Genomic DNA, 2,046 nt, shown 5'->3' with positions numbered 1-2,046 from the left:
AACGAGGGTCAGACCGACTTTTCCTATTACGGTCTGTACCTGCTGGACTACCTCCGCAGGAACAGGTTTGAACAGGCTTCCGATGATGCCTTCATCCGGGAGCGTGCCGACCGTGCCGCCGAAACGTATGAGCGTGTGCGGCTCGAAGGCTATCCGCCCGAAGGGGCGCAGGAGTTGGCGATGGACACGCTCCTGCGGGGGCTTCGCTATTCCAAGTACGCCATCCTCCGCGAAGTCGTGGAAAACGAGTTTGCCAACGAAGTGCCGGAAAAGAAACGCGAAGCCTTCATCCGAAAGCTGCTGCCGCCTGTCGGTAATGTATTCTCCGCCTATGACCTTTCGGACGACAACTTCGCCCTGTCGCCCGAATACGACCTGCTCTACACGGAGCTGACGGGAGCCGCCGTCCTTTATATCGACGAGTATGGCGTTTAACCGCAAACAACGGCTGCGGGACAACATCGAGGCGATACGGACGGCATTCATCCTTGACAGGGAACGGAGGACGGCAACCGCCGAGGAACAAGCCATACTTCGGAAGTATTGCGGTTTCGGCGGATTGAAGTGCATACTGAACCCGGCAAAGGAACTGACGGATGCCGTGCATTGGGCGAAATCGGACCTCGAACTGTTTGCCCCTACGGTGGAGCTGCACAGGCTGGTGCGTGAAAACAGCAAGGACGATACGGAGTACAAGCGGTACGTGGATGCCATGAAGCAGTCCGTGCTGACCGCTTTCTACACCCCGCCGGAGATAACCGGCACTATCGCGGATGTACTGCATGAACACGGCATACGTCCCGATCGCGTATTGGAGCCGTCGGCGGGCGTGGGCGCATTCGTGGATGCCGTGCTGGAAAACAAGCCGGACGCGGATATCATGGCTTTCGAGAAAGACCTGATGACGGGCAAAATATTGGGATACCTGCATCCAGACCAAAAGGTAAGGGTGCAGGGATTCGAGAAGATAGAGAAGCCATTCACGGACTATTTCGACCTTGCTATCTCGAACATCCCGTTCGGCGACGTGGCTGTGTTCGACCCGGAGTTCACGGGCAGCCAAGACCCGGCAAGGCGTTCCGCACCGAAGGCAATACACAACTACTTCTTCCTGAAAAGCCTTGACGCGGTGCGTGAGGGCGGCATCGTGGCGTTCATCACCTCTCAAGGGGTACTGGACGCACCGTCCAACGCGCCCATACGCGAGTATATGATGCGTAATGCCAATCTGGTGGGAGTCGCACGCCTGCCGAACAACCTCTTCACGGACAACGCGGGTACGGAAGTGGGTAGCGACCTGATTATCCTGCAAAAGAACAGCGGCAAGAAACGGGAGCTGTACGATTATGAAGAGTTGTTCGTGCAGACGGAAAAGACACCGATAGGTAGTTTCCAGAACGGGTATGTCGGCAGCATCGGCATGATTCCCCACTCGGATCTGATAAGCGGCACAGACCCTTACGGGAAACCAGCCTATAAAGTCATGCACCGGGACGGCATCGAGCAAATGGCGGAGGATTTGCGGGAACATATGGATATTGAGCTGTATAAGTTGGACAAAAAGCTGTATGAAATGCACAGCCTGCATCCGGCACAGGGGAAAAGCACGGTGACAGAAACCATTTCCACACCGGTTGTCACTCCTGAGATACAGCCACGTCATGAAATGGCAGTGAAGCCCGAAGCGGCAACACCGCAGCCGGAGGAAGAAAAGTCGGAGATAGAGCCGCGCCGCCCCGATTATTCGGAGGGCGTGCAGCTCTCCCTGCTCGACCTCTGGGGCATGACGGAGGAAGTACGCAAGCAGGAAGCACCCGCCAAGAAGAAAAAGACGGCGAAAAAGGAAAGCCCGGCAAGGCGCATGCCTCCCAAACCGCAGGCGCAGGTTACGCCGAAGGTTACGACCGCACCGCCACAGCCGTCTGCCGCACCGCCGACGGAAAGCAGGGACAGCCATGAAACAAAGCCGGTGAGTGTCGCAGCCAAAGCCGATCCGGATGATATTTACGCTACTTTGGATTGGGACACCAATCCGCCCATCAACGG

2 protein-coding genes are annotated in these 2,046 nt (G+C 56.8%); both read left to right on the top strand.

The features are described 5' to 3' along the window. The coding region (locus tag AB5935_RS23020) for a DUF1896 family protein (RefSeq protein WP_368327602.1) at positions 1-435 on the top strand (435 nt) is incomplete at its 5' end. Continuing rightward, positions 425-2,046, top strand: a 1,622-nt coding sequence (locus AB5935_RS23015; protein ID WP_368327601.1) for an N-6 DNA methylase, incomplete at its 3' end; no start/stop codon positions are given. The genes AB5935_RS23020 and AB5935_RS23015, both read left to right, overlap by 11 nt.

Source organism: Phocaeicola sp. RTP21198st1_B8_RTP21198_201120, assembly GCF_040929485.1.
Taxonomy (GTDB): domain Bacteria; phylum Bacteroidota; class Bacteroidia; order Bacteroidales; family Bacteroidaceae; genus Phocaeicola; species Phocaeicola dorei.
This window is presented reverse-complemented; position numbering and strand designations above follow the sequence as displayed.